Source organism: Nitrospinota bacterium, assembly GCA_016208975.1.
Classification (GTDB): domain Bacteria; phylum Nitrospinota_A; class UBA7883; order UBA7883; family JACRLM01; genus JACQXA01.
Window position 1 is genome coordinate 981,419 of the sequence record JACQXA010000004.1, and the last position, 20,125, is coordinate 1,001,543.

General features: G+C 56.0%; 23 protein-coding genes. 13 read left to right on the forward strand and 10 right to left on the reverse strand.

Annotation, left to right across the window (positions count from 1 at the left end; translation table 11 throughout):
- From HY751_08375 to folE, 6 genes are all read left to right on the forward strand, one after another.
- Nucleotides 1-1,236, forward strand: coding sequence for a flippase (locus HY751_08375; protein ID MBI4666409.1), 1,236 nt, complete (start codon nt 1-3; stop codon nt 1,234-1,236).
- Nucleotides 1,233-1,772: a methyltransferase domain-containing protein gene (locus tag HY751_08380; GenBank protein MBI4666410.1), complete on the forward strand. Its 540-nt coding sequence runs from the start codon at nt 1,233-1,235 to the stop codon at nt 1,770-1,772. The genes HY751_08375 and HY751_08380 overlap by 4 nt, the downstream gene beginning before the upstream one ends.
- A gap of 198 nt (nt 1,773-1,970) precedes the next feature.
- Nucleotides 1,971-3,029 carry a glycosyltransferase family 4 protein gene (locus HY751_08385; protein MBI4666411.1) on the forward strand — a complete coding sequence of 353 codons (1,059 nt, stop codon included), beginning with the start codon at nt 1,971-1,973 and terminating at the stop codon, nt 3,027-3,029.
- A gap of 14 nt (nt 3,030-3,043) precedes the next feature.
- Nucleotides 3,044-4,108 (forward strand): exo-alpha-sialidase, encoded by a 1,065-nt coding sequence (locus HY751_08390; GenBank protein ID MBI4666412.1) that lies wholly within the window; start codon nt 3,044-3,046, stop codon nt 4,106-4,108.
- A 127-nt stretch (nt 4,109-4,235) separates the two neighbouring features.
- Entirely contained in the window at nt 4,236-4,529 is a 294-nt protein-coding gene (locus HY751_08395) for an HU family DNA-binding protein (GenBank protein ID MBI4666413.1), read from the forward strand.
- Nucleotides 4,530-4,655: 126 nt separating this feature from the next.
- Nucleotides 4,656-5,201, forward strand: coding sequence for a GTP cyclohydrolase I FolE (gene folE, locus HY751_08400; protein ID MBI4666414.1), 546 nt, complete (start codon nt 4,656-4,658; stop codon nt 5,199-5,201).
- A gap of 44 nt (nt 5,202-5,245) precedes the next feature.
- On the opposite strand, the gene HY751_08405 is transcribed toward folE, so the two are convergent.
- From HY751_08405 to HY751_08420, 4 genes are all read right to left on the reverse strand, one after another.
- A complete protein-coding gene (locus HY751_08405) occupies nt 5,246-5,734 on the reverse strand; it encodes a hypothetical protein (GenBank protein ID MBI4666415.1) in 489 nt (162 codons plus the stop codon).
- A 44-nt stretch (nt 5,735-5,778) separates the two neighbouring features.
- On the reverse strand, nt 5,779-6,480 hold the full coding sequence (locus tag HY751_08410) for a cytochrome b N-terminal domain-containing protein (protein MBI4666416.1): 702 nt from the start codon (nt 6,478-6,480) through the stop codon (nt 5,779-5,781).
- Nucleotides 6,481-6,488: 8 nt separating this feature from the next.
- Nucleotides 6,489-6,830, reverse strand: coding sequence for a Rieske 2Fe-2S domain-containing protein (locus tag HY751_08415; GenBank protein MBI4666417.1), 342 nt, complete (start codon nt 6,828-6,830; stop codon nt 6,489-6,491).
- Nucleotides 6,831-6,976: 146 nt separating this feature from the next.
- Entirely contained in the window at nt 6,977-8,167 is a 1,191-nt protein-coding gene (locus HY751_08420; protein MBI4666418.1) for a hypothetical protein, read from the reverse strand.
- A gap of 193 nt (nt 8,168-8,360) precedes the next feature.
- On the opposite strand from HY751_08420, the gene metG reads away from it, so the two are divergent.
- Nucleotides 8,361-10,400 (forward strand): methionine--tRNA ligase, encoded by a 2,040-nt coding sequence (gene metG / locus HY751_08425; protein MBI4666419.1) that lies wholly within the window; start codon nt 8,361-8,363, stop codon nt 10,398-10,400.
- Nucleotides 10,401-10,711: 311 nt separating this feature from the next.
- On the opposite strand, the gene HY751_08430 is transcribed toward metG, so the two are convergent.
- Nucleotides 10,712-11,971 (reverse strand): adenosylhomocysteinase, encoded by a 1,260-nt coding sequence (locus HY751_08430; protein ID MBI4666420.1) that lies wholly within the window; start codon nt 11,969-11,971, stop codon nt 10,712-10,714.
- 41 nt (nt 11,972-12,012) lie between these two features.
- Nucleotides 12,013-13,185 carry a methionine adenosyltransferase gene (locus tag HY751_08435; protein ID MBI4666421.1) on the reverse strand — a complete coding sequence of 391 codons (1,173 nt, stop codon included), beginning with the start codon at nt 13,183-13,185 and terminating at the stop codon, nt 12,013-12,015.
- Nucleotides 13,186-13,677: 492 nt separating this feature from the next.
- Here HY751_08435 and HY751_08440 point away from each other — a divergent pair, with 492 nt between their 5' ends.
- Together HY751_08440 and HY751_08445 are read left to right on the forward strand one after the other, a co-directional pair.
- Nucleotides 13,678-14,097 (forward strand): cytochrome c-type biogenesis protein CcmH, encoded by a 420-nt coding sequence (locus tag HY751_08440; protein ID MBI4666422.1) that lies wholly within the window; start codon nt 13,678-13,680, stop codon nt 14,095-14,097.
- 5 nt (nt 14,098-14,102) lie between these two features.
- Nucleotides 14,103-14,522, forward strand: a complete 420-nt coding sequence (locus HY751_08445; GenBank protein ID MBI4666423.1) for a hypothetical protein — start codon at nt 14,103-14,105, stop codon at nt 14,520-14,522.
- 15 nt (nt 14,523-14,537) lie between these two features.
- On the opposite strand, the gene HY751_08450 is transcribed toward HY751_08445, so the two are convergent.
- The 3 genes from HY751_08450 to HY751_08460 are packed head-to-tail and all read right to left on the reverse strand — an operon-like array spanning nt 14,538 to nt 16,265.
- Complete coding sequence (locus HY751_08450; protein MBI4666424.1) at nt 14,538-15,029, reverse strand: hypothetical protein; 492 nt, start codon at nt 15,027-15,029, stop codon at nt 14,538-14,540.
- Nucleotides 15,030-15,039: 10 nt separating this feature from the next.
- Complete coding sequence (locus tag HY751_08455; protein ID MBI4666425.1) at nt 15,040-15,708, reverse strand: Crp/Fnr family transcriptional regulator; 669 nt, start codon at nt 15,706-15,708, stop codon at nt 15,040-15,042.
- Nucleotides 15,709-15,761: 53 nt separating this feature from the next.
- Nucleotides 15,762-16,265, reverse strand: a complete 504-nt coding sequence (locus tag HY751_08460) for a CarD family transcriptional regulator (protein ID MBI4666426.1) — start codon at nt 16,263-16,265, stop codon at nt 15,762-15,764.
- A gap of 159 nt (nt 16,266-16,424) precedes the next feature.
- Here HY751_08460 and HY751_08465 point away from each other — a divergent pair, with 159 nt between their 5' ends.
- Together HY751_08465 and HY751_08470 are read left to right on the forward strand one after the other, a co-directional pair.
- On the forward strand, nt 16,425-17,279 hold the full coding sequence (locus tag HY751_08465; protein ID MBI4666427.1) for a 50S ribosomal protein L11 methyltransferase: 855 nt from the start codon (nt 16,425-16,427) through the stop codon (nt 17,277-17,279).
- Between the two features lie 3 nt (nt 17,280-17,282).
- A complete protein-coding gene (locus tag HY751_08470; GenBank protein ID MBI4666428.1) occupies nt 17,283-17,969 on the forward strand; it encodes an LON peptidase substrate-binding domain-containing protein in 687 nt (228 codons plus the stop codon).
- A 5-nt stretch (nt 17,970-17,974) separates the two neighbouring features.
- Here HY751_08470 and HY751_08475 read toward each other — a convergent pair whose 3' ends face one another.
- Complete coding sequence (locus tag HY751_08475) at nt 17,975-18,343, reverse strand: hypothetical protein (protein ID MBI4666429.1); 369 nt, start codon at nt 18,341-18,343, stop codon at nt 17,975-17,977.
- 197 nt (nt 18,344-18,540) lie between these two features.
- Between HY751_08475 and HY751_08480 the strand changes: the two genes are divergently transcribed.
- Together HY751_08480 and HY751_08485 are read left to right on the forward strand one after the other, a co-directional pair.
- Nucleotides 18,541-19,131, forward strand: coding sequence for a peroxiredoxin (locus tag HY751_08480; GenBank protein ID MBI4666430.1), 591 nt, complete (start codon nt 18,541-18,543; stop codon nt 19,129-19,131).
- Between the two features lie 129 nt (nt 19,132-19,260).
- Nucleotides 19,261-20,109: a deoxyribonuclease IV gene (locus HY751_08485; protein MBI4666431.1), complete on the forward strand. Its 849-nt coding sequence runs from the start codon at nt 19,261-19,263 to the stop codon at nt 20,107-20,109.
- Nucleotides 20,110-20,125: the final 16 nt, after the last annotated feature.

Below are 20,125 nucleotides of genomic sequence, written 5' to 3' on the forward strand. Positions count from 1 at the left end.
GTGAACAGGGTCACCAGAAACCTGGCATTCAAAGCGCTCACGGAAATCTTCAGCCGGGCGCTCTCTTTCTTCTTTTACATGGCCATGGCCCGGTGGCTGGGCGCCGAGCCTTTCGGACTGTTCTCCACGTTAAACTCCCTGGCGGCCATCGCCGTGTTCCTGGTGGATCCGGGCCTGAACCTGTTATTGGTCCGCAACGGGGCCAGGTCTCCCGAATACCTGGAACAGGCCGCCGGCGCGGCGTTAAAACTGAAACTTATCCTTTCAGCCCTCACAATAACCCTGCTTATCCTGTACGGCATGGCCGCCGGGTACGAAGGGGGCCACATGGCCCTGCTGGCCCTTATGGGTGTTTACATGGCCGGGTTTTCCCTTATGGAATACGCCGGGGCGCTTTTCCAGGCGCGGCAGGAACTGCACGTGGAAACTTTCCTGCTGACCATCGGCAAGGTGGCGGTGACGGCGCTGGCCATAGTCTCCATGTACCTGGGGGCGGGGCTGGGCCCCACCCTGGCGGTGATGGCCACGGCCCAGCTGGCCGCCGTGGCATGGGGGTTCACCTGGGCCATGGGCCGGGGCATAAAGCTGGGCGGCGGATGGGACCTTTCGCTGTGGGGCTACATGCTGAAAGAATCGGCCCCGCTGGCGGCGGTGACGTTTTTGACCATAGCCTTCTACCGGCTGGACGTGGCCATGGCGCCCCTTCTGGGGTTGACCCTGGCCGACGTGGGGTATTACTCGGCTGGCATAAAAATACTGGATGTGTGGCTTGCCGCGCCTACGCTTATTTACTCCGCGGTTTTCCCGGCCCTGTCGGAGCTTGCCGGGCGGGACAGGGCCGCGTTCCGCTCCTGGGCGTGGCGTTCGGCCATGCTGGTGGGTCTGCTTGGGGTAATCGGGGCTTCGGCCGGTGTTGCGCTGGCGGGGGATATCGTCCGTCTCATTTATACGGAATCGTTCGAACCGGCCATAAGCTCCTTGCGGTGGCTATTGGTGGCGTCGGTGGCCATGTTCTTGCGACATGCGCTGATGATGGCGTTCATCATAGACGGCAAGGCCAGAATAGCCGCCCGGCTTCTTTCGGGGGCCATAGTGATAAATATCCTGCTCAACATCTTTCTGGCCCCGGCGTTTTCGGGAACCGGAATGGCTCTGGCGAAACTCATTTGCGACGGAGCCCTTTGCGCGGGTTTTGCGTACCTGTGGCTTTCCGCCGGGAAAGAAGAGGCGGCATGAGCCTGAAACCCGCGCTGGACCTGGGATGCGGCCGGGCCAAAAGACCCGGCGCCATTGGTATGGACAAACATGGCCGCACTATGGCCGACGTGGTGGCCGACATGGACGCGCCCCATTTGCCTTTCGCCGACGGGTCGTTCGGCTCGGTGTATCTGACGGACTCGCTGGAGCACGCCGGCGACGTATGGGCGCTTATGGCGGAGGTGGAGCGGATTCTTGAGGATGGGGGCGAGGTTTTCGTGAGGGTGCCCCATTTCTCGTCGCTCCACGCTTTTTCAGACTTTACGCACAGGCATTTTTTCTCCTACGAGTCCATAGCCGGCCTTACGGGCGCAAGGGAGGTTTACGGCCATTACCAGCGGAGCGGGTTTGAGCTGAAAAGCGCCAGGATATTGATGTGGCGCGCCTGGCGGGTGATGGGGCTGGAGTGGCTTTTTAACAAGGTTCCCGGCGTTTACGAGAAGCTTTTCGCCTTCAGGTTCCCCGCGATGGCGCTGGAATTTTGTTTGACTAAACGGGGTAAATCGTATATTTAATCAAGTGTCCATCAGGTGTTCAATTCATCCGATTAAAAGCAAGCCACGGCAATTAAAACCAGTTTCTTGAAACTTGGCGTCACTCCGGGGACATGGCGGCACTGTTGGTGAGACGCGGGGGAATAAAATTTGAATATAGCCATTGATATTCGCACGATTAATAAACCCAGGTCGGGTGTTGGCTATTACGTAACAAATTTGATCAAAAAGCTTCAGGACATAGACCTGGAGAACAATTACTGCCTCATCTCCAACAACGGCGAATACGAGCATACTTTCCGGCAACAGCCCAATTTCGAGAACCACCGCACATGGGTTTCCAATGAAAACCATTTAATCGGGGATTTTTGGGAAAATTTCTGTTTGCCGTCGGTCCTGAAAAAAAAGGGGGTGGACGTGTTCCACGGCCCGGCATTCATGGTGCCGCTGAAAAAATACCCCAAAACCGTGGTTACCATCCACGACATCGTGTCGTTCATAATGCCCGACACCATCCCAAGAAAATACGCCTTTTACATGCGTATGCTCATAAGCCTTGTGGCCCGGAGGGCGGACAGGATCATATCGGTGTCCGAGTCCACCAAGAAGGACCTTATGGAGTGGCTCAGGGTTCCCGAAAACAAAATATCGGTGGTGCACCAGGCGGTGAGCGACCGGTTTCGACCCCCGGCTCCCGGCGAGGACAGCCTGCGGGGTTTGCGGGAAAAATTCGGCATCCGCGGCAAATACATGCTTTTCGTTGGCAACCTGGAGCCGCGCAAGAACCTTACCCGGCTCATGGAAGCCTTCGCTTCCTCCAAAAACAGGCTGGGGGACGATTATCAGCTTGTGATATGCGGCAAAAAGGGCTGGTTGTATAACGACATTCTGAACGCCTGCGACCAGCTTAAGGGCGCCAACGACATCGTTATTACAAACTACGCCAGCGAAGATGACCTGCTCCACCTTTACCAGAACTCAGACATGTTCGTTTTCCCTACCCGTTACGAGGGGTTCGGCCTGCCGGTGCTGGAGGCCATGGCCTGCGGGGCGCCGGTGATAACCTCCAACATTTCCTCTTTGCCCGAAATCGCCGGAGACGCGGCCCTGCTGATAGACCCTTTGAGCGTGGATGAAATAAGCCGGGCCATGATAAAGCTTTCCAACAATCCCGGCCTCCGGGCGGAGATGAGGGAAAAAGGCTTTAAACAGGCCGCCAAATTCTCATGGATGGACACCGCCAGGCAAACCCTGGAAGTCTATCGCTCCATAGCCTGACTTCCATCCCCCCCATGGGCGCCATCAGAGCCGCTATTTTGCTCCTGGCGCTGAGCGCCGGAATGTCGTGGGGAGAGCCTGCATTCACCACGTCCCTGGTGTTCCCTCCGAAATCTTTCGGAAGGCCCCACGGCGCGTCCCTGGTGGAGCTGAAAAACGGGGACATCATGGCCAGCTGGTTCTCCGCCAAAGAGGAAACCCACGCCGACGCGGAAATATACGGCGCCGTGTTAAATAAAAAAACCGGGGTGTGGGGCGCGCCTTTCACCATAATCCCCAAGGGGTATTCCAAATCCGTGGGAAACACGGCCCTGTTCCGGGATGACGACGGGTTGATATGGATGTTTTTCGCCTCGGTGCGCATCGGGGGGTGGAGCGGGGCGATGGTGGACTATGTCACCTCAGCCGATGAGGGGAAAACCTGGACCAGCGGCGCCACTTTCACCGCATGGCCCGGCAACCTGCCGCGAAACATCCCCATAAAAACCGGCGACCACCAGATGCTCATCCCTCTATTCGTGGATTTCTGGTACGAGGCCAACCTGGTGGGGGCCTATACCGCGCTGGTGGATTACAGGGATGGGGCGGTTGTCTCCAAAAAATACGCCTCGCTGGAGGATACCGACGCCATCCAGCCCACCCTTGTAAAACTGCCCGATGGAAAAATCTTGATGCTGGCCCGGGACAAGTCTGACCGGTTCATCCGCCGGGCTTATTCATCGGACGGGGGGTTAACCTGGGGTCCCTCCACCATGACAACCCTGCCCAACCCCGGCGCGGGGATATGCGCCATTTATGTAGAGGAGCTAAAGGCCGTCCTTTTGGCGTACAACCATTCCCGCAAGGGGCGCAACCCGTTGTCGCTGGCGGTGTCCACCGACAACGGCCGCCGGTTCAGGAAAATAACCGACCTGGAGAGCAAGCCCGGGGATACGGAGGCCTCTTTCGACTACCCGGCCATGATAAGAGCGGCGGATGGGACCATACACCTGATATGGACCCACGACAACCGCGCCACCCTGAAACACGCCCGGTTCAACGTGGAATGGCTCCGCTCACGGATTTCCGGGGCGCGGTAAAAATCGGGCGGAGGAATTGGAAATTAGTTTTCTACACCGGGCGGTGTGAATTATAATAGTTCAACGCGCCGAGTGGTGGTTCGGCAATGAGAAGTTTCCCATGAAATTCGATATGAGGTGATCAGTCATGACCAAGATTGACATAATCAACCGCGTCGCGGAGACGACAGGGCTCTCCAAACAGGATGCGGACATGGCGGTGGAAACTATCATTGCGCTCGTAAAAGAGTCGTTGAGCAGGGATGAGGAAGTCATCCTGCGCCGGTTCGGCTCGTTCCAGACCAAGGCGAAACGGCCCCGGGTGGGGCGCAACCCGAAAACCGGTGAGGAAGCGGAGATCACCGCGCGCACAGTGGTCCGGTTCAAGGCGGGCAAAAGGTTCAAGCAAATGGTTGACGGCCAGCCTGTGGATGAGGACTGATATCCCAATTTAACCCAGGCCGCGCTTTTATTGGCCCCTCCCCGCCGCAAACCATCGGCGTCTGAAACCTTCGGCTGTTAAGCCGGCCTCTTTTTTCACGCGGGAATTAGGAGTTTTACCCAGAAGATGAAAGCCGCCGTTTACGAGCTTCTTACGGAAATAGGTGAAGACCCGAAACGGGAAGGTTTGAAAAAAACCCCTGAACGGGTGGAGCAATCCCTGCGCCAGCTCACCGCCGGTTACAAGATGGACCCCATGAAGGTGATGGAAGGGGCCATATTCCACGAAGCCTGCGACGAGATGGTCATCGTGAGGGACATAGACATATTTTCCCTCTGCGAGCATCACATGCTCCCCTTTTACGGCAAAGCCCACGTGGCCTACGTTCCTTCGGGCAAAATTGTTGGTTTGTCGAAAATACCAAGGGTTGTGGAGGTTTTCGCCAGGCGGCTTCAGGTGCAGGAGCGGCTCACAAACCAGGTGGCCAACGCCATTATGGACGCCCTGCATCCAAAAGGGGTTGGGGTTGTGGTGGAGGCTTTGCACCTTTGCATGGCCATGCGCGGGGTGGAGAAACAAAACTCTGTGACAGTCACATCATCCATGCTGGGTAATTTCAAGACAGACCCGCGGACGCGGCAGGAATTTTTGTCGCTCATAAGAAAAGCGTAGCCGGGCGGCCCATCCGGGCCAACGTTTCCGGATTGGGCTGTTTTTTAAGTAACGGCGCCCAATATCGAAAACAGCACAACAATAAACGCTCCCACGCCGCCTATTATCATGGCCACCGGGCGTTTGCGATAGTCCCGCTCCTTGCCGCCCCGGTCTATGAAGGGCGCCGCCAGCAACACCATCACCGCAACCCCTTGCATCACGATGCCTAAAAGCTTGGGAGCCCACGACCCCAGGAACTCCAGATACTGGGCCACTTTCAGGCTGTAGAAAGCCGCCAGAAAATACCATTCGGGCTTGATGTGGGCTGGCGTATCGAAGGGGTCGGCCTTTGGCCCCAAATGGGCTGGAACCACCGTGGAAAGGGTGACCAGTATCATCAGCACCACACCGCAGATTATCACCTGCTCCAGCACGTGATGGGGGAAGAACCAATGCGCCTTACCCTCGGCTATAAGGCGCTTTTTCTCCTCCATGGGGAGAGCCTTCACCTCGAACTCTTTCTTCTGGGAAAATCCGCTTTCGCCGCTCATGGCAATGCAGTCCTAATCAACGAGTGTCTCCATTCAATCAACTGTCATAGGGGGCCGGATATGCCCTGTCTTCTGATCTGCAAAAGATGCAGGCCCACCACCCCGGCGGTCACTATGGGTAAAATCATAATGTGGATCGCGAAAAACCTGGTAAGTGTAACCTGTGAAATCTCCTCGCCGCCCCGCATGGCGTACCTTAATGACTCCCCGATATAGGGCAGGGCCGCCGGTGTCTCCGTGCCCACCACGGTGGCCCAATAGGCCAGCTGTGTCCATGGAAGCAGGTAGCCGGTGAACGACAGCCCAAGGGTAAGAAGCAGAAGGGTAACCCCCACCACCCAGTTCAGTTCCCTTGGCGCCTTGTATATGCCGTAAACGTATATCTTCGCCATGTGGATAATAATGGCGATTATCATCAGGTTGGATCCCCAGGCGTGCAAGCCCCGGATAAGCCAGCCGAACGGCACCTCGTTCATGACCTGGGCCACCGAAGCGTGGGCGCTTTCTATGGTTGGCTGGTAGTAAATCAGCAATAGCGCTCCGGTGACAATCTGGTTTAGGAACAGGAAAAAGCTTATCCCCCCGAAACACGACCACAGCCCAAGATACGCCGGGGATATTTTTTCAAATACCTCATCGTTCATTATCTCTTTTATGGCCAGCCTGTCGTCCACAGCCGAAAAAAGCCGGATTGCCAGCTTGTTGCGGATCTTGATGGGCCCCAGTTTCAGAACGCTTATTTCCATAACGGCCTTCAGGCCTCCTCTATCACTATGTATTCGTTTTCCAGCCGCGCCGAGTACGAGGGGAGCGGCTTGGGGGGCGGGCCGCCGAGCACCACACCTTTGGTGTCGAACCTGCCGCCATGGCAGGGGCACAGAAGCTCTTGGGTGGAGTCGTTCCATTTCACCACGCAACCCAGGTGGGTGCAGATGGCGGACAAGGCGTAAAGCTCCTGCTCGTTGGGGCGGATAATCACCGCGGGTTTGTTGAGGAACCGCACGAACTTGGCCTCGCCAATGGGCACTTCGGCCGATGATATCTTCATGGACTTGGCGGCGGCCTCTTTCTTCCCCTCCCGTGGCCACAGGAACATCCCCAATGGGTAAACGAAGCCGAATGCCGCAAGCGCGCCAGACACCCACAGGCTTATGTTGAGAACCCTGCGGCGGGTCTCGCCGTTTCCGTCGGCCGCAAGGCCGGTTTGCGTGGTCATTACCCTTTTAAACCTCTTTACCGCCGCTATTTATAACCTTGAGAGGATTCCGCCTGGTCCCGGTTCATTTCAACCCGCATCTCGGTTTCCTGCATTATGACCGGTGTGTAAAGGTAGTCCACCCATACCGATAAGGAAACTTTTTTACCCTCTGGCACGTAGAAGGTGAACCGCTCCTTGCGGGTCTCTTTCGGGTAAATGCGGTTGTCCTTGGCCACGGTGAAGCCATAGCCCAGCATTATCTCCGCGTCGGAAGTCAGCTCCGCTCCGCTTTTGTCGAATATGGCCTTTTCGTAAACCACCTTGTCTTTATAAACCTTGCCGCCGGGCACCCGCACCTCGCAATACAGTATCAGCTTCCTGGTGGGAATCCCGGTGGGAACCCGGTGGCCGGAACCCACGTTGGTCACATCCACCAATACCGTCATCCTGTCGGCGGAACGCTCAACCTTGGCGATCTTCAGCGCCAGCGCTTTCTGGAGCTGGGTCAATGAATGCGCCCCGGCCAGATGGTGGCTGAATATCTTCGGCCCCCGCTCGCTAATCACGTTGTTGGATATTTCTCCGGGGGCCTCCTGCATGTGGCAATACTGGCATGGCCTGCCTTCTTTGGAATAGGAGCTTTCCATCCACTCGCTGTAGGTGGATATGATGGGCACGCCGTTCAGCGAGTACTCGTGGCAAGTGGCGCAGAACGCGGCCTCCCCCTGTATTTTTGAATAGGCCACCTTGTGCTGTTTTACATCGCCTTTTTTGTTCGGGCCGTATTTGACAGGCCCGGCGTCCACCACAAACGGATTGTCCTTCTTCTTTAAATCCACACTTTTAACGCTGTGGCAGAAGTCGCAAGTGATGCCTTCGGAGGTGGGAGCCTCGTCAAGATTCAGTATATTGTTCCCTTTGGCGGATGGGGCGTGGCATCGCAGGCATATCTTCGCCGCGCCGCCGCCGCTTTTATAGTGGGCCTCCAGGTATGAAGCGCGGAATATGGGGTCTTCCGTGGCCTTGGCGTGCATGGATTCCTTCCACATGTTGTACAGCCTGGTGTGGCATTTTCCGCACACCTCGCTCCCGGTGAACCCCTTTTCGTTTATCTTTATGGATTCCGGGGCCGCCTGCCCCACAGCCTGCCGCATTGGAAACAGCGTGACCGCCAACCCCAGGGCTATCAAAGACAGAAGCTTTAAACCGCGCATAAATCCCGGAGCTTTAGGCAAACCTGGCCCCCCTCTTTTGTAGATTGTCCCCACGACTATATGGCCGCGTATACCCGGATTATCAGGAAAAGCCCCAATGCTGTCAATCCCGTTGAAAATTAAAGGCGGCAATCACTCAAAAAGGCTTCCGCCGCCATACCCCATGTTACAATTACCGTTCAATGCAGTTAATGATGCTTTTGGAGTGAAAAGGATGCCGGATTCCCCGCTGGTGATAACCGCCGCCTTGCCATACGCCAACGGCTCCATCCACTTGGGGCACATGGTGGAGTATATACAGGCGGACATTTTCGCGCGGTATCACCGCATGGCCGGTCACAAGGCCCTGTTCTTCTGCGCCGACGATACCCACGGCGCCCCGATTATGATCCGCGCCCGCAACGAGGGAACCACGCCGGAAGCGGTGATAGAGCGTTTCCATAAGGAACATCTGGAGGATTTCTCCGCGTTCAACATAAAGTTCGACAATTACCATTCCACAAACTCCGAAGAGAACCGCGTGTTGTCCGAGGAGATTTATCTTAAATTGAAATCCGGCGGCCACATCACCACCCGCAACGTGGAGCAGGCCTATTGCGACACGGACAAGATGTTCCTGCCGGACAGGTTCGTGCGCGGCGTGTGCCCCCGCTGTGGCGCGGAGAACCAGTATGGGGACTCCTGCGACGTGTGCGGCGCCCACTACGCCTCCACGGAGCTTAAAGAGGCCAGGTGTTCCCTTTGCGGCGCTCCGCCGTCACGGAAAATGTCGTCCCACTATTTCTTCAGGGTGTCGGATTTCATCCCGGCCCTGGAAAACTATCTGGAGGGGGACGCGCTCCAGCCGGAGATTAAGAACTTCCTGGCCACCTGGCTTAAGGAAGGATTGAGGGATTGGGACATCTCCCGCGACGGGCCTTATTTCGGGTTCAAGATACCCGGCGAGGAAGACAAATATTTCTACGTGTGGCTGGACGCGCCCATCGGCTATATCTCCGCCGCCAAAAACTGGGCCGGTAAGACCGGGGGGAACTTTGACGCGCTCTGGAAATCCGGTGACGCCAAAATCCACCACTTCATCGGGAAGGATATCGTATATTTCCACACGCTGTTCTGGATACCCATGCTGGAAGGCTCCGGTTATAAGAAACCGGACAAGATCCACGTGCACGGTTTCCTCACCATCAACGGCGAGAAAATGTCCAAGTCCAAAGGGACTTTCCTGAATGCGCGGGACTATTTGAGCGCTGGCGTCAACCCGGAGCTTTTACGCTACTATTACGCCACCAAGCTAAAACATACGGTGGACGACCTGGACCTGAATTTTCAGGATTTCGTTTTCCGCGTGAACGCCGAACTGGTGAACAAGGTCGCAAACCTGGGCTCCCGGACCATCACCATACTCAACAAGAACGCCACGCTGGACAACCGGCTGGCCGGTGAACTTGGAGAATCGCAACGGGGGTTTTTAAACGAGTTCATCGCCGAAAGCGGGGACATCGCCAAAGAATACGAGGCTTGCGATTTCTCACTGGCCATAAAAAGGGTCTGCCGCCTGGCGGACAAGGCCAACCAGTATATTGACGAAAAAAAACCCTGGGATTTGAAGAATGACCCGGCGGCGTTGAGCGAAGTCCTGGCCGTTGGGATAAACGCGTTCCGCCTGCTGGCCATATATTTAAAGCCCGTGGTTCCCGCCTTTGTGGAGAAGGTGGAGCGGATATTGAAAGTGGAGCCTTTCGAATGGGCCGACAGCCTGCGATACCTTACAGGGCATCAAATCGGCCAGTTCGAACGGCTGATGGATAGAGTGGACATGAAAGACGTGGAGAAGGTTATGGCCGCCGCCCAGAAGGTTGAGGCGCCAGCCAAACCCGCTCCCGCGAAAAAAGCCAAAGAGGTAAAAGTGGAAGAGAAACCGGAAGAAAAAGGGCTGATAGATTTTGACGATTTTTCGAAAGTGGACCTGCGCACGGCAAAAGTGGTGGCCGCCGAAAAAATCGAAAAAGCCGAAAAGCTGTTAAAACTCACCATAGACGTGGGTGGCGTTCAGCGGCCGCTGGTGGCGGGCATCGCCAAACATTACACCGCCGAGGAAATGGTTGGAAAGACCATCGTTATAGTGGCGAACTTGAAACCCCGGAAGCTGATGGGTATTGAATCGCAAGGGATGTTGCTTGCCGTGAATGACGGCGAGAGGCTGGCGATAGTGTCGCCGGTATCGGAAATGCCCAGCGGGATCAAGGTGTCGTAAAAATACTGGAGGGGCCGGTTCGCTTGCGCCTTGATTGCTTGTCACCCTGAGCTTGTCGAAGGGTGACAAAAAAAGGGCGGGTTTGAAACCCGCCCCTATGAAGATAGTTGCTTCCCCCCGTCACCCTGAGTCCCGCCTTACGGGACGAAGGGTCTCCCACTTTGTCACCCCGGACTTGATCCGGGGTCTTCTTTTGTCATGCCGGGCTTACCTGGCATCTCGATAAAAAAAGCGATCCCGGATATCCCTACTGCGTCGGGATTCCGGGATGACAGGAAAGATTGCTTCGATACGCTCAGAACGACGATAAATTACGTGCCGTGTTGCCAGCTGGTGAGATATTCCTTCTGGGCGTCGGTGAGCTTCTCGATGGAGATGCCCATGGCGGCAAGTTTCAGGTTGGCCACCCACTGGTCTATCTCTTTAGGCACATCGTGGACTTTCACCGACAGGTTCCCCTTGTTCTTCACGGCCCATTCGGAAGCCAGAGCCTGCGTGGCGAAGCTCATGTCCATAACGGACGCTGGGTGACCTTCGGCGGCGGCCAGGTTGATTAGCCTGCCTTCGCCCAATATGTACACTTTGCGGCCGTTTGACAACTCGTACTCATCCACAAAGTTGCGGATGTTTTTACGTTTCTTCACCGCCATGGCCTCCAGCGACTTGATGTCTATCTCAACATCGAAGTGGCCGCTGTTGCACATCATGGCGCCGCTCTTCAGCAACGGAAAATGCTGTTTGCCGATGGCGTCCATCCCGCCGGTTACGGTGATGAACAGGTCGCCCACTTTCGCCGCGTCGTTCATGGGCATAACTTCAAACCCGTCCATGGCCGCTTCCAGCGCCCGGATAGGATCCACCTCGACAACAACCACCTGGGCGCCCATCCCTTTGGCGCGGGAGGCGCAACCCTTGCCGCACCAGCCATAGCCGGAGACGACAACCTTTTTGCCGGCGATGAGCATATCCGTGGCGCGGATTATGCCGTCCAGCGTGGACTGGCCTGTGCCGTAGCGGTTATCGAAAAGGTGTTTTGTGTCCGCGTCGTTGACGGCGATCACCGGGAACTTCAATATCCCGTCTTTTTCCATCGCCTTCAGACGGATGACGCCGGTGGTGGTCTCTTCCATGCTGGCCATCACCTGGCTGGCAAGCTCGGTGCGTTTGGTGAGGATCATCGTCACCAGGTCGGCCCCGTCGTCCATGGTCATGTTGGGGTTGTGATCCAGCGCCGTTGTGAGATGCCGGTAATAGGTATCGTTATCCTCGCCCTTGATGGCGTTGGTGGGCACGCCGTAATGCTTGGTAAGCGCGGCGGCCACGTCGTCCTGCGTGGACAGGGGGTTGGAGGCGCACAGGGTCAAGTCCGCGCCACCGGCCACCAAGGCGCGGCAGAGGTTGGCGGTTTCGGCCGTAACGTGCAAACAGGCGGACATGCGGATGCCAGCCAGCGGTTTCTCTTTTGCGAACCGTTCGCGGATCTGCCGGAGCACCGGCATATCCTGATCGGCCCATTCGATGCGGGCGCGGCCCTTGTCGGCCAGCCCCATGTCTTTAACATCGTAGTTCATCGTTGCCTGTCCTGACATTTAAGTTTGTTCCTTTCCGCCTTTTAAATTCCGGCGGCCTTGCGCAGGGTTTCGGCCATGTCGGTTTTCTCCCAGTGGAATTCCGGAAGCTCCCTGCCGAAATGCCCGTAAGCCGCTGTCTTGCGGAATATGGGTTTGCGCAGACCCAAGGTCTTTATGATGCCGTAGGGGCGCAGGTCGAAATGCTCCCTCACGATCTTCTGTATCTTTTCCTGGTCTATCTTGCGGGTGCCGAAAGAGTCCACCAGCACCGAAACAGGCTCCGCCACGCCGATGGCGTAGGCCAGCTGGACCTCGCACTTGTCCATAATCCCAGCCGCCACCAGGTTCTTGGCGATGTAACGGGCCATGTAGGAGGCCGACCGGTCCACCTTGCTAGGGTCTTTCCCCGAGAAAGCTCCGCCGCCGTGGGAGCCCACGCCGCCGTAGGTGTCCACTATAATCTTGCGCCCCGTCAACCCCGTGTCGCCGTGGGGGCCGCCGATAACGAACCGCCCGGTGGGATTGATATGGAACTTCACCTTTTTCTCGTCGAAAAGGTTATGGGGCATGATAGGTTTTATTATTTGCTCGATGACCTCTTTTTTCAGATCGGCCTCGGAAACGTCCTCGCTATGCTGGGTGGAGAGGACCACCGTGTCTATCCTGTGGGGGTTGCGGTTGACGTATTCGATGGTCACCTGCGCCTTGGCGTCGGGCCTAAGGTAGGGCATCTTGCCGTTCTTGCGAAGCTCCGTGGTGCGCGCCATCAGCTTGTGGGCCAGCAGGATGGGCATGGGCATATATTCCGGGGTCTCGTTGGTGGCGAAACCGAACATAAGCCCCTGGTCGCCGGCGCCCTGGTTCTCCGGTATTTCCCGGACAACGCCCATGGCTATATCCGCCGACTGGCCGTGCATCACGTTGAGCACGCCGCAGGATTTATAGTCGAACCCCATGGCCGACTCGTTATAGCCGATATCCTTCACCACGTCGCGAGCTATCTGGGCCACATCCACTTTCACGGAGGGGTCGCAGGTAAACTCGCCGCCGATAAGCACAAGGCCGGTGGTGCAGAAGGTTTCACAAGCCACGCGGGCCATAGGGTCTTGCCCTATGATGGTGTCCAGCACCGCGTCGGATATCTGGTCGCAAATTTTATCGGGATGACCTTCCGAAACTGACTCGGAAGTGAACAGGTAATTGATCCGGCCCATACAAAGTCCTCAAAAATGACGGTTTACAAAGACTTCCCCAAAATAAACAAGAAAGTGATATTTCAGTATAACCCACTGCAATGCTATTACAAAGGCATTTTTGCACCGCGGTGCATCGGCGCCTTGGGGCGGAAAAGCCCATGTGAAAGCGCATAAACGGGCAAACGCGGTGGTAGTGTCTCAGTTTGAAAGTGCAGGGGAGATTCTTCACTTACGCTCAGAATGACAACATAAAAGCCGTTGATAACACTGTCATCCTGGGCGAAGCGCAGGCGAAGTGAAGGATCTGTCTGTTATTTGAGATTCAAACTGAGGCCCACCAACACGGTGGCGGTCATGCCGACTTGGCAGGGTTATGTTATCATTTAATATGTAGTCCAATTTGGCCGGATAAAAATGAAACCATTTATCAGCGCCGCCTTTTTATTTCTGGCGGTTTTTTTGTTTTCAGCCCCCGCCTGGGCCCAAGGGGAAGGGGGGCCTCCGCCCGGCGTGACCGACGCGGTTTATGAAAGGGCCGCCCGGGACCTTATGTGCCTGTGCGGTTGCAACCAGACCATAAAAAACTGCCCGCACATAAATTGCGAGTTCGCGGTGCCAGCGAGGGTTAAAATCCGGCAGATGTCGCTTTCCGGCAAGTCTTACGACGAAATAGTAGTGAATTTTGTCCAGGAAAACGGTGAGAAGATTCTGGCCCAGCCTAAAAAGGAAGGGTTCAACCTGGTGGGTTATATCCTTCCCTTCATTGCCATCAGCTTCGTGGGATTTATGGTTTATAGGATAGTGCGGGTATGGTCAATTAAAGGCGAAGCTTTAAGCGCGCCCGCCAAGACCACCGCCGCGCCCCAGGCGCAGGCCGGTGGGGAGCTTATGGAGCGGCTTAAAAAAGAACTTTCCGAATTCGAGGATTAATCAGCATGCTTGTCCTGGTGGAGCTTATTCTTCTGGCGGCCGTATTGTTCGCCGTGGCGTACCCCTTGTTGAACCCCAGGATAGCCGAGGCCCCCGGCGCCCTGCTGGAAAATGAGTTGACCGGCCTCCTGTACCGGCGGGACTCCCTGTACGCCGCTCTTAAGGATCTGGATTTCGACCAAAAGACAGGCAAGCTGGACGACGCTGATTACGCCGAGATGAAGACCCGGTTTGAGTCGGACGCAATGGCCATCTTGGCCCAGATAGAGGAAATCGAGAAAGGGGCCAAAACCCCTTCTGCCACAAAAGCGGGGGAGAGCCGGACGAAATCTTCAAAAACCGCGTTCTGCGTAAAATGCGGCGCCAGGATTGGAGCGGATCACAATTTCTGCCAAAGCTGTGGCGCGCCCGTGAGCCGGAGTTAATAAGGGCCGTATCGTTTAATAAGCCATCACCAGCGTAACCTGACTTTTCCCGGCGCCCGCCGAATAGGCGTAAACCGCCACCGCCGTGGAGCCTGGTTTCCCAACCCATCGGCCCGAATACATCCCTTTGGACATCACCGAGGGGCCCATCGCCAACCCCTGCCCGGCGAATTGCGCCTCGTAAAAACTCCTGACGCCGTCCAGGTCCTGGGGTGTGGTGATCATGAAAGTAACGTCGTCCACTCCATCTATACGGCTGGGCTCCGAGGCTCCTTGGGGTAAGGGAGGGGTTTTAGCCTGGCGCTGGTGGTTGTCCGCTCCGGCGGTCACCGTAACGGTTGAGCCATCGCCGGTTTTTACGCTGGCTCCGGAGCCGGTTATGGTTACGCCCAGTTCCTCCAGCGCGTTTTTCTTGTTGGTTTTACCGGAATCATCCCCTGTAAGGGAACAAGCGGCGCAAGCAAGGGAGATTGATAGCGATATCGCCAGCAGGCCAAGGCGGGTCATAAAAGACCGGTCACCCGATAAAGAGGCTTTTATTCACTAAAAGCCCTCTGCCTTTCATCGCTATTTTGCCCTCTTCGATGAGTTTGTGGATGGTGCGGTAAACCGTTTTTTCGGAAACGCCCAGCCGGTGCGACACCTGGTTGTAGGTGGGGCGTTTTTCCAGCAGGTAGCCATCTTCAAGGCGCCGCCCTTCCCGCTGGGCGGCGGCGCGGAGAAAATCCACCACACGCCCGGTTCCATCCATGGCGCCCAAACGCTCAATCATCTCGTTGGCGGCCAATAACCTGTTTATCAGAACCTTAGCCAGGTTTTCCCCGACGGCGGGGTACTGTTTGATTATTTCCTGGAACTTGTCGCCGGGGATCTTGTATAACCTGCATTCCTCCAGGGCCACCGCCGTGGCGGAACGTAACCGGTTCTCGAAAAGGGAGAGTTCCCCAAGTATGTCTCCGGCTGGCACGGTATAAACGATGATTTCCCGGTTCTCGTCGTTATCTATGATTATCTGTATGGAGCCTTTGGCGACAAAATAGATGCCGTCGCTCAAATCGTTCCGGTAGAAAATGAAGGAGCCTTTTTCAAACCTCACCGGCGCCAGGCGGCGGGATATCTCCAGAAGCCGGGCGTCGTCCAGCCCCGCGAACACGTTGATCCGTCTTAAAAATTCTATTTCACCCATGGCTATTCATATTCAGGGCAGGATGACCGGGGAATGGCGCTGTTCTGGTGCGGTTAGTTGGTGAGGACATCCTTGATCATCTCCACCACCTTCTCCTCCCGAACGCCCTTGGACTCCGCGATCTCGCTTACAATGAGCTTGTGGGCGTTGTCGAACACCTGTTGCTCGCCAAAAGAAAGCCCCTTGGTGTTCCTGAGGAAATACAGGTCACGGTAAACGGAAGCCACCTCGAATAGCGAACCGCTTTTTATTTTCTCCAGGTAAAGCTTCTGGCGTTTGTTCCAGTTGGACTCCACAGCTTCGGAGCGGTCGTCTTTCAGGATTTTCATTATCTTGGAGACTTCCCGCTTGTTAATCACCCCGCGAAGGCCCACCGTGTCCGCAGACCGGATAGGGGCGGTGATAACCATGCCGCTTTTCTGGAACCTTATGATATAACAGGCTTCGAACGCGCCGCCGAACTCCCGTTTCTCAATCCGCTCCACCACGCCTATGCCATGGGCCGGATAAATTACCTTGGTTCCAACCGTGAACGCAGATTGACCACCGCTCTTCATTGTTTCGACCCCCATTTAGCATACTGTGTACGGCCCGCGGCCGTGAAAGGAACTGCCATGAAAATATGGTAGATTATACCTTTTTCTACCGCTTCTGTCATATTTTTATCTGAACGCCGGTAACGCTCACAGATATTAAAGAGCCGTTGGAGACGATTGATGAACCAGGTTTGGGTGAAAATAACCTTTACGCTTTCAGGGGCGGACCCAGATGAGGCCGCCGGCGCCCTGGCATACGACTGGGACGCCACCACCGAGGTGGGGGAAGCCTCCATACAAGGGACAGAGATTTCCATCTGGCTGAAAGAATCCGATTTCTCGCCGGAAAAAGCCCAATCCATCTCCCAACTGATAACAGCGCAATTTCCCACGGCCTCCGTAAGCTCCCCGATTGTGGAAAGACAGCCCAGCGAAGACTGGCTGGCCCGGTGGAAAGAGTCTTTCACGCCGTTGGAGCTAGGAAACAAAATTGTGGTCATCCCATCCTGGTGGGTAAAGGATGTCCCGGAAGGAAGGGCCCGTATTATATTGGACCCGGGCATGGCTTTCGGCACCGGGCATCACGGCACCACTTCGGCCTGCGTGGAGTTCATCGAGCGCAAAACCCCTCCCACACTTCTGGACATAGGATGCGGCTCGGGCATATTATCCATAGTGGCGGCAAAGATGGGAGCCGCGCTTACGGTGGGGATAGATAACGACGCCGAAGCCACGCCCATAGCGGTGGAAAACGCCCGGAGAAACATGGTTAACACCCTTTTCGCCACGGGGGAGGCCGACTGCGTGGACAAACAATTCCACATGGTGGTGGCCAACCTGTTCTTAGGCCCGCTTGTGGCCAACGCCGCCAGGTTTTATGGGCTGGTGGCCCCCGGTGGGGAGCTGGTCGCCTCTGGTATGCGGTTGGATCAGGCCCCGGCCGCGTTGACAGCGTTTGAAACCGCCGGGTTCATTTTGAATGAACAGGTTATAAAGGAAGGATGGGTCACCATGGCCCTTCGCAAGAGCGCTTAGATAATGACCGATTTTAGCGAAGATTTCGACTCCCCCGTATTCCCATTGCCGGAAACGGTGTTTTACCCGAAGACCACTTTGTCATTGCTGGTGTTCGAACCGCGCTACCTGGCCATGGTGGATACCGCTTTAAAGGGGGACCGGCTCGTTTCCATGGCCAATTTCCAGCCAGGCTGGGAAGAGGAATACTTCGGCAATCCCGCCATACGGGAGATGGTATGCGTGGGAAAGATAGTAAACCACCAGCGGCTTGCCGATGGAAACGTGCACATTACCCTGCTGGGCCTTACCCGGGCCAGGGTGTTAAGCGAGGATTTCAGCAGGGATTACCGCATGGCCAGGCTAAAGGCCATTCCAGACGCCAGCCCCGGGGAAGACGAGTGGGCCCTGACCCTCCGCAAAGCCCGCGAGGTTTTGAAATTGTGGCGGGCAACCGCCACGCCTGAAAAATTAAAAACGGTGACCGTTTCCAACTGGGAAAATCCGGTGGAAGATGAGCTGGTTTCGTTCTCCTACAAGCTGGCGGATACTTTAAAGGTGGACATCAACGCGAAAATCGGCTTGCGGGAGGCCCAATCCACGCTGGAACGTCTTGAAATGGAACGGTCTATACTTTCAGAGGTGGCCGAAGTCCTCTCGAAGGGGATTCGCAGGCTGGGTGGTATTTTCTACGGGTTTTCACTGAACTAGGCCTATCAGGCCGAGGTAGTCAGCGCCCCGCCTTTGGACTCCAGCTGGTTCATAGCCGCTTTCCCGGCTTCATCGTCCTGGGTTTTATTTTGTTCCTTGACGGTTTCCCTGATTTCGGATGTGGAACGGGCAATGGCTCGTTTAACATTGTCCAAAGCGGCGTCCACATTTCCCAGATGGGCCTGTTTCAGCACACCCTTGGGCTGGGCTTTCACCGGCTGGCTGTTGTACCCGATCATTGGCGTGTCCCCCACAGGGCCGTTCTTCTCCGAAAACCTCACCCCGCCGGAGGTGTTTAGAGACCTGAAAACCCTCTCCGCCGTGGAATTAGAACTCAATCCCGCCCGGAACTTGCCTGTCATTTCCACTGCCATGATTTTACGCCGATAATTTTGTAACAAACCGAGCCGCTTACAATGGACTCCCAATTACATACTATCTTCATGGATTGGCTTTTTCAAAACATTTCTAATCCGCCACGCAGGAATTTTCCTATGGTAATCGGGGTTAGATTCATTATAATTCCCATTTTCTAGACCGTTGCGATCTTTATTACTGGGAGGTTAACGATATGGCTACTTTAGTTCAGCAGGCGGCCCCGGATTTTTCCGCCGACGCGGTGATGCCGGATAAAACTTTCAAGCAAATACGGCTTTCCGATTACAGAGGTAAATGGCTGGTATTGTTCTTCTATCCTCTGGACTACACCTTCGTATGCCCCACCGAAATCACGGCCCTTTCCGACAGGGCTTCGGATTTCACCAAGCTGGGCGCCGAAGTGGTGGGTTGCTCGGTGGACTCCAAGTTCACCCATCTGGCCTGGATGGAAACCCCGCGCGCTAAAGGCGGCCTGGGTAGCATCAGCTTCCCGCTGTTAGCCGACCTCACCAAAAAAATCAGCAGTGACTACGGCGTGCTTATCCCCGCCGGCATAGCCCTGCGCGGCCTGTTCATCATAGACCCCGACGGCAAGGTGGCCTACGAAGTGGTCCACGACCTGGGCATCGGCCGGAACGTGAACGAGACCCTGCGGGTTCTGGAGGCGATCCAGACCACAAGGAAAACTGGCGAGGTTTGCCCGGCGGACTGGAAACCCGGCGCCGACACCATGAAAGGCGATCCCAAGGGTTCCCAGGAGTATTTTTCGAAACACGGCAAATAACCGCGTTTCACAAGATTTGTCTCCGGGCGGCCCGTCTAAAACGGCGGGCCGTTTTTTTATGGCTGTAACATGATTCAACGTAAACCGTCATCAAGCGCCGCCGGTAAAACCACAGGCGTATCACGCCCCATGGGCGCCCACATGTCCATAGCCGGGGGAGTGGCCACGGCGCCCGCCCGGGCCGTGGCTGTGGGGGCAAACACCATCCAGATTTTTACGCGGAACAATACCCAATGGAAAACCAAGCCGCTGACAGGCGAAGAAGCGCTCCTCTTCGCGGAAAACGCCAGGCGGACGGGTGTAAGCGTATTCGCCGTCCACTCCTGCTACCTGATAAACCTGGCCTCGCCGGATAAAGAGATACTCTCCAAGTCCCGAGAGGCGTTTATAGACGAGATGGACAGGGCCGACGCGCTAGATATCCCATGCCTGGTGTTCCACCCAGGCGCGCATATGGGGGCTGGGGAGGAGAAGGGCATCCAACGGATCGCCGACTCCCTCAACTGGGCGCTGGATAAAAGGCCTCGTTCGAAAGTGACTTTGACGCTGGAGACCACCGCGGGCCAAGGCACAAGCCTGGGGCACAGGTTCGACCAACTGGCGGCGATACTGGAGAAAATGGCGCCGCCGGAGCGGTTGGCCATTTGCGTGGACACCTGCCACATCTTCGCCGCAGGTTATGACATCAGCGCTGAAGCGGGATACAACGAAACGTTCAGAAGCTTCGATTCCACCCTGGGCGCTGGCCGGATAAAACTTTTCCATGTCAACGACAGCAAGACCCCGCTGAACTCCCGGGTTGACCGGCACGAACACATCGGCAAAGGCAAAATCGGGCTTGAGGGTTTTCGACTGCTTATGAACGACCAGCGGTTCGTAAACACCCCGATGATTTTAGAAACGCCCAAAGGGCCGGATGGCAAGGAAGACATCGTGAATTTGAAGACGCTGAGGAAGTTGACGGGCAGGCGGAATTAAAACCGGTTGATCCAGG

Coding starts and splice junctions, on each gene's coding strand:
- HY751_08380 (MBI4666410.1), top strand. CDS start 1,233: ATGAGCCTGAAACCCGCGCTGGACCTGGGATGCGGCCGGGCCAAAAGA.
- HY751_08390 (MBI4666412.1), top strand. CDS start 3,044: ATGGGCGCCATCAGAGCCGCTATTTTGCTCCTGGCGCTGAGCGCCGGA.
- HY751_08395 (MBI4666413.1), top strand. CDS start 4,236: ATGACCAAGATTGACATAATCAACCGCGTCGCGGAGACGACAGGGCTC.
- folE (MBI4666414.1), top strand. CDS start 4,656: ATGAAAGCCGCCGTTTACGAGCTTCTTACGGAAATAGGTGAAGACCCG.
- HY751_08405 (MBI4666415.1), bottom strand. CDS start 5,734: ATGAGCGGCGAAAGCGGATTTTCCCAGAAGAAAGAGTTCGAGGTGAAG.
- HY751_08410 (MBI4666416.1), bottom strand. CDS start 6,480: ATGGAAATAAGCGTTCTGAAACTGGGGCCCATCAAGATCCGCAACAAG.
- HY751_08415 (MBI4666417.1), bottom strand. CDS start 6,830: ATGTTCCTGTGGCCACGGGAGGGGAAGAAAGAGGCCGCCGCCAAGTCC.
- metG (MBI4666419.1), top strand. CDS start 8,361: ATGCCGGATTCCCCGCTGGTGATAACCGCCGCCTTGCCATACGCCAAC.
- HY751_08430 (MBI4666420.1), bottom strand. CDS start 11,971: ATGAACTACGATGTTAAAGACATGGGGCTGGCCGACAAGGGCCGCGCC.
- HY751_08435 (MBI4666421.1), bottom strand. CDS start 13,185: ATGGGCCGGATCAATTACCTGTTCACTTCCGAGTCAGTTTCGGAAGGT.
- HY751_08445 (MBI4666423.1), top strand. CDS start 14,103: ATGCTTGTCCTGGTGGAGCTTATTCTTCTGGCGGCCGTATTGTTCGCC.
- HY751_08450 (MBI4666424.1), bottom strand. CDS start 15,029: ATGACCCGCCTTGGCCTGCTGGCGATATCGCTATCAATCTCCCTTGCT.
- HY751_08455 (MBI4666425.1), bottom strand. CDS start 15,708: ATGGGTGAAATAGAATTTTTAAGACGGATCAACGTGTTCGCGGGGCTG.
- HY751_08460 (MBI4666426.1), bottom strand. CDS start 16,265: ATGAAGAGCGGTGGTCAATCTGCGTTCACGGTTGGAACCAAGGTAATT.
- HY751_08465 (MBI4666427.1), top strand. CDS start 16,425: ATGAACCAGGTTTGGGTGAAAATAACCTTTACGCTTTCAGGGGCGGAC.
- HY751_08470 (MBI4666428.1), top strand. CDS start 17,283: ATGACCGATTTTAGCGAAGATTTCGACTCCCCCGTATTCCCATTGCCG.
- HY751_08475 (MBI4666429.1), bottom strand. CDS start 18,343: ATGGCAGTGGAAATGACAGGCAAGTTCCGGGCGGGATTGAGTTCTAAT.
- HY751_08480 (MBI4666430.1), top strand. CDS start 18,541: ATGGCTACTTTAGTTCAGCAGGCGGCCCCGGATTTTTCCGCCGACGCG.
- HY751_08485 (MBI4666431.1), top strand. CDS start 19,261: ATGGGCGCCCACATGTCCATAGCCGGGGGAGTGGCCACGGCGCCCGCC.